General features: G+C 61.5%; 6 protein-coding genes. All 6 read left to right on the top strand.

The window, feature by feature from the left end; genetic code table 11:
- Positions 1-190 precede the first annotated feature (190 nt).
- On the top strand, positions 191-2431 hold the full coding sequence (locus JHC36_RS10425) for a pilus assembly protein (RefSeq protein WP_287918805.1): 2241 nt from the start codon (positions 191-193) through the stop codon (positions 2429-2431).
- Positions 2432-2479: 48 nt separating this feature from the next.
- On the top strand, positions 2480-2617 hold the full coding sequence (locus JHC36_RS10420; RefSeq protein ID WP_287918803.1) for a hypothetical protein: 138 nt from the start codon (positions 2480-2482) through the stop codon (positions 2615-2617).
- Positions 2618-2621: 4 nt separating this feature from the next.
- Positions 2622-3065, top strand: a complete 444-nt coding sequence (locus JHC36_RS10415) for a type IV pilin protein (protein ID WP_287918801.1) — start codon at positions 2622-2624, stop codon at positions 3063-3065.
- A gap of 6 nt (positions 3066-3071) precedes the next feature.
- Positions 3072-4208 (top strand): bifunctional diaminohydroxyphosphoribosylaminopyrimidine deaminase/5-amino-6-(5-phosphoribosylamino)uracil reductase RibD, encoded by a 1137-nt coding sequence (gene ribD, locus JHC36_RS10410; RefSeq protein ID WP_287918799.1) that lies wholly within the window; start codon positions 3072-3074, stop codon positions 4206-4208.
- A gap of 139 nt (positions 4209-4347) precedes the next feature.
- Complete coding sequence (locus JHC36_RS10405; RefSeq protein ID WP_287918797.1) at positions 4348-5010, top strand: riboflavin synthase; 663 nt, start codon at positions 4348-4350, stop codon at positions 5008-5010.
- Positions 5007-6146 (top strand): bifunctional 3,4-dihydroxy-2-butanone-4-phosphate synthase/GTP cyclohydrolase II, encoded by a 1140-nt coding sequence (gene ribBA / locus JHC36_RS10400; RefSeq protein WP_287918795.1) that lies wholly within the window; start codon positions 5007-5009, stop codon positions 6144-6146. The genes JHC36_RS10405 and ribBA overlap by 4 nt, the downstream gene beginning before the upstream one ends.
- Positions 6147-6152 lie beyond the last annotated feature (6 nt).

Below are 6152 nucleotides of genomic sequence, written 5' to 3'. Positions count from 1 at the left end.
CGCAGACAGGACAAATTTTTTCACCAGTTTATATGGGCACGCTATTCCGGCAGCAGGCACGCCCCTTCGCCGGGCGCTGGATGATGTTGGGCAATACTTCAGTCGAACCGACTCGAGAGGTCCCTGGAGCACAACGCCGGGGGCTGACGGGGGAATTGACCTAACCTGCAGACAGAGTTATGCAATCCTGATGACCGATGGTTATTGGAATGGCGACCCAGCTAGTACTCCCGATGCTAGGGCCAACAACGACGGCACGGCCGGCCCAACGATTACCGGACCAAACGGTCAAACCTACACCTATTCGGCTGTGTCACCATTCAATGACACCCGAAGCGATACGCTCGCCGACGTGGCCATGTACTATTGGAAACGAGACCTGCGCCCAGATATTGCCAACGAAGTACCAACAAATTTTCAAGACCCGGCCTTCTGGCAGCACATGGTCACTTTTGGGGTGGGGTTGGGTGTGACTGGCTCCGTTGACCCCGCTGCAGCCTTTGCAGCGATTCAAACTGGCGCATCGATTACCTGGCCAGATCCGACTTCTTCAAATGCGGCTTTGCTGGACGATTTGGTACACGCTTCCGTCAACGGACGGGGCGGCTTCTTCAGCGCTGCGGATCCCGAACAATTTGCAACCGCGATGACCAATACCCTAATCGGCATCGTCAAGCGCACAGGTTCCGCATCCAACATTTCTGCCAACAGCACTTCCGTCAATACAGGCAGCCAGGTCTTTCAAGCCAAGTTCGAGAGCGGTAAATGGAGTGGTGACCTGGAGGCCATCAAGGTCTCTGCCACAGGTACAGACGGTACCAACTGGAAAGCTTCTGAACATATCCCAGCGCCAGCCAGCCGTAATATCTTTACCACTTCTGACGGCTCAGCAAAACCTTTCAATTGGGCGGCATTGTCTGCGACAGATCAAACTGCCCTTGGCAGCTCAGATGTGGTCGAATTTATTCGCGGCGTGCGTAGCAAGGAACTACAAAATGGCGGGAGTTTCAGAAATCGTGCGCTTAACAACATCCTTGGTGATATCGTTCATTCATCCCCCTACTATGTCAAGGATACCAATACCGTTTACGTCGGCGCCAATGACGGTATGTTGCATGCTTTTGATGCAACTTCTGGACAAGAATTGTTTGCATACATTCCGAGTGCGGTTATTCCTAATCTTCAAAGCTTGGCGCAACCCAATTACGCACACAAGTATTTTGTGGATGGCGACATTGCAGTTTCCAGCGCAAGTCAAACCGTTGGCAAAAACTATCTTGTTTCAACTTTAGGGCTGGGTGGCAAGGGGTTGTTCGGTTTAGATGTCAGCACCCCAAGCAGCTTTGCAGCAGGCCACGTGCTGTGGGAATACTCAAGCCCTAGCGATGCGGACCTTGGTTACATGTTAGGCCAACCGCTGATTGCGAAAATGAACGATGGCTCTTGGGCTGTAATTGTGGGAAATGGATACAACTCAAGCTCGGGTAAAGCTGTCCTTTATATATTTAATCTTACGACAGGGGCTTTAATCAAAAAAATAGACACTGCGGTCGGTAGCGATAACGGTCTCGCTACGCCAGGCGTGATTGACGCAGATGGTAACGGAACCGTTGACTTCATCTACGCGGGCGACCTGAAAGGGAATGTTTGGAAATTTGATGTCAGCGACGCTGCCGTTGCAAATTGGAAAGTCGCCTTTAGCTCGCAACCTCTGTTTACGGCTAAAGATACAAGCAACATTCCTCAGCCGATCACGGCTCCCATAATTGTTGCCAAAAATGATTTGACTGGCGACCCCAACAACGGAAAACGATTTATCTTCTTCGGCACCGGCAGTTATTTTCGCAGCGCGGATCCGACTGATACGCAAGTAAATAGTTGGTATGGACTGATAGATGACAACGGCATTATCAATTCTGATAAATCAGAACTTGTACTACGTCGTATTAATGATGAAGGGGTGTTTGATGGAAAGCAGGTACGAACATTCGACTCGGCTTCGGCTGGCGACATGACAGGCAAAAAAGGCTGGTATATCAACTTCACTACCCAATCAGGTGAGCGCATCGTCACGGCGAGCGCACTGTACAAAGCGGTGAAACCAGTTCTGGTGGTCAGTTCAATCATTCCAGTAGTTGACCCTTGCGTGCCCGGCGGAAAAGGTTACTTAAATGCCATTGCGCCGTTTAGCGGCGCGTCCCTTGATGCCGGCTTCTTCGACGTCAATGGTGCAAATGGTTTTACGGACGACAAGCTCAACGGCAACTTCATCGGTGGTTTCGACCCCAACATTGGCATGCCCGGCAAGTCTGTCCTGATCGGCAATCGTCTATTTGTTGGCGGGTCTTCGGGTGGGCTGGCAAGTGTCAAGGTTAACCTTGGTAGCACATTTAAAGGCCGTCTCTCGTGGCGTGAAATTATTGTTGATTGATCCATGAAGAATCGAGCTTTTCAACTGGGCTTCACCTTAAAGGAGCTCATGATCACCAAGGTCATCCTGTTCGCCGGTGGTTCCGGCACCAGTTCGACTTCGGGTGCCTTGATCAAGAGCATCACAGGCTTGGGATCGGCCAGTTTCAAAGGCCGGGTATCCTGGCGCGAAATCATCAAGGATTGATCCCATGTCCACCAACACTGTGACTAAGCGGCAGAACCGGGGATTCACGCTCATCGAGTTGATGATCGTCGTCGCGATCGTCGCCATCGTGGCGGCAATCGCCTACCCGAGCTACCAGAGCTACATCCAGCGCACCCGGCGCGCCAACGCCGCCGCCTGCTTGCAGGAGATGGCGCAACAAATGGAGCGGCGCTACACCACTTCCATGAGTTACAACACGCCCAACACACTGCCCACACTCGCCTGTGCAACTGAACTCAACGGCGTGTACAGCTTTGCCTTTGCATCGGGTCAGCCCACGGCATCTTCCTTCACCATCGTTGCCACCCCTGTTGGTGCGCAAGCTGCAGACACGCGCTGCGGTGCACTGGCTCTGAACCACCGCGGCGAAAAGTTTGTCCAGGGGAGCGACCAAACCGCGGCACTCGTGAGTGCCTGCTGGCGTTGAGTGGAGATGTCGGATACGCCCCGAACTGACCGTGACGGTTCCTCCCCCCTCCACCGCGCGCTCGCCTTGGCCGAGCGCGCTCTGTTTCTGACGCCACCGAACCCCCGCGTCGGTTGCGTCATCACAGCCGCGGACGGTGCCGTCTTGGGCGAAGGCCACACCCAGGCCGCGGGCGGTCCGCACGCGGAGGTCATGGCGCTGCGCGATGCTGCCGCGCGCGGGCATGACGTTCGCGGTGCGACGGTGTGGGTCACGCTGGAGCCCTGCGCACACTTTGGCCGCACACCGCCGTGCTGCGATGCGCTCGCGGCGGCGGGGGTGGGTCGGGTCGTGGTGACGAACATCGACCCGAACCCGCGGGTGGCGGGACAAGGGCTGGAGCGGCTGCGCGCGGCGGGTGTGGCGGTGGAACTGCTGTCGCCCGATCATCCGCTGGCCATGGCCTCGCGCGAGCTGAACATTGGTTTTTTCAGCCGCATGGAGCGCCAGCGGCCCTGGGTGCGGCTGAAGGTGGCGGCTTCGGCCGATGGGCGCACGGCGCTGCCCAACGGGGTGAGCCAATGGATCACCTCGCCCGAGGCTCGGCTCGACGGCCACCGCTGGCGGGCACGGGCCTGCGCGGTGTTGACCGGCGTGGGCACGGTGCTGGCCGATGACCCGCGGCTCGACGCACGCGACGTGGACGCCCCGCGCCAGCCCCATGCCGTGGTGCTCGACAGCCGCTTGCGCACGCCGCCGACGGCGCGCCTGTTCGAGGCGCAAGCGCATCGGCGTGTGTGGATTTACACCGCCGTGGACGACGCCGCGCGGCGCGCCGCCCTCGAAGCCCGAGGGGCCGAGGTGATCGTGCTGCCCGCTGCAGACGGGCGCGTGGCGCTCGATGCGCTGCTGGCGGACCTGGCGCGGCGTGAGGTCAACGAGCTTCATGTGGAGGCCGGCGAGACGCTCAACGGCGCGCTGCTGGCCGCGGGGCTCGTCGATGAGTGGCTGATGTACCTCGCGCCGCTGATGCTCGGGGCCGGGCGCGGCATGGCTGCGCTGGGGCCGTACACGAACCTCGACACGGTGCCGCGCTGGATTTGGCACGAAGTCACGCGCGTCGGGCCCGATAGCCGGCTGCGCGCGCGGCAGGCATCCAACTGACCGACGCGGGGCGGCCCGCCGGGGCGCCGCCCCGCGTCGAAGTCGCGCCCCACCCAGCCCCGCGGCGGTTCGCAGCGGTTTGCAGGCGTTCTGGGCCGACCGCGTGGGCTTCAGGGGCAATCCCTGCGAAAATAGCGCGATGTTCACAGGAATCATCACCGGCGTCGGCCGCATCGTTGAGGTCTGCCCGCTGGGCGAGGGGCCCGCGCATGGCGTGCGGCTGAGCATCGAGGCGCCTGCGGGCTACCTCGACGACGTCGCCCTCGGCGACAGCATTGCGATCAACGGCGCCTGCATGACCGTCACCACGCTCGACGCTGCAGCCAGCGGCTTCACCGTCGACGTCTCGGCCGAGTCGCTGGCGCGTACGGCCGGGCTCGATCGCCCGGGGCCGGTCAATCTCGAAAAAGCGCTGCGCGCGACCGACCGGCTGGGCGGGCATATCGTGTCGGGCCATGTCGATGGGGTAGGCCGTGTCGAACGCTTCGAGCCCGTGGGCGAGAGCTGGCATTTCGAAATTGCCGCGCCGCGTGCCCTGGCGAAGTACCTGGCGTACAAGGGTTCGATCACCGTCAATGGCGTGAGCCTCACCGTCAACCGGGTGACCGACAGCGCTGACGACTGCCGCGTGGACATCAACCTCATTCCGCACACTGTGGAGCACACGGCACTGGGCGGTCTGCGCGCGGGCGACGCGGTGAACCTCGAGATCGACCTGATCGCGCGCTATGTGGAGCGCATGTTGAGCCTCGACCCCACCACGACCCGGCCCACCCCCTCCAACCCCGAGGCCCACGCATGAACACCGCATCCAATACCGCTGCGCCCGAGCAAACGGTCGGCATCTCTCCGGTCGAGGGCATCGTGGCCGAGCTGCGCGCGGGCCGCATGGTCATCCTCGTCGACGAGGAAGACCGCGAGAACGAGGGCGACCTCGTGCTCGCAGCCGACCATGTCACCCCCGAGGCAATCAACTTCATGGCGCGCTTTGGCCGCGGTTTGATTTGCCTCACGCTCACGCGCGAGCGCTGCGAATACCTGAAGCTGCCGCCCATGGCCGCGCGCAACGGCACGGTCTACAGCACGGCGTTCACCGTCTCCATCGAAGCGGCTGAGGGCGTGACGACCGGCATCTCGGCGGCGGACCGCGCGCGCACGATTCAAGTCGCGGTGGGCCGCGACACCCGGCCCGAAGACCTCGTGCAGCCAGGCCATGTGTTCCCGCTGCAGGCGGTGGACGGCGGTGTGTTGATGCGTGCGGGCCACACCGAGGCGGGCTGTGACCTCGCGGCCATGGCGGGTTGCACGCCGGCGGCGGTGATTTGCGAAATCATGAACGACGACGGCACCATGGCGCGGCTGCCCGACCTGCAGCGCTTTGCCGCGCAGCATGGGCTGAAAATCGGCACCATCGCCGACCTGATCGAATACCGCAGCCGCACCGAATCGCTGGTGCAGCCCATCGACAGCCGGCCGCTGCGCACGCCCTGGGGCGACTTCATGGCGCATGCGTTTCGCGACACGCCAAGCCAGTCGGTGCACCTGGCGCTCGTCAAGGGCGAGTGGTCGCCCGAGACCGAGGTGGCGGTGCGGGTGCATGAGCCGCTCTCGGTGCTCGACGTGCTCGAATGCGGCCGCGGCCTGCACTCCTGGAGCCTGGATGCGAGCCTGGCCTACCTCGAGGCGCAGGGTCGGGGCGTTGCGGTATTGCTCAACTGCGGCGAGAGCGCCGAGCAGCTGCTGGCGCAGTTCGAAAACCGCGCGCGGCCCAGCCAGGCACCGGAGCGCGGCCGCATGGACTTGCGCACCTACGGCATCGGCGCGCAGATTCTGCGCCACTGCGGCGTGCACCGCATGAAACTCATGGGCGCGCCGCGGCGCATGCCCAGCATGACGGGCTACGGCCTGGAAATCACGGGCTACATCCCGAAGGAATGAAGGACT

It is taken from the genome of Tibeticola sp., from assembly GCF_022759015.1.
Lineage (GTDB): Bacteria > Pseudomonadota > Gammaproteobacteria > Burkholderiales > Burkholderiaceae_C > Tibeticola > Tibeticola sediminis.
Note: the sequence above shows the minus strand (reverse complement) of the source record. Positions and strands in the feature narration are given on the sequence as shown.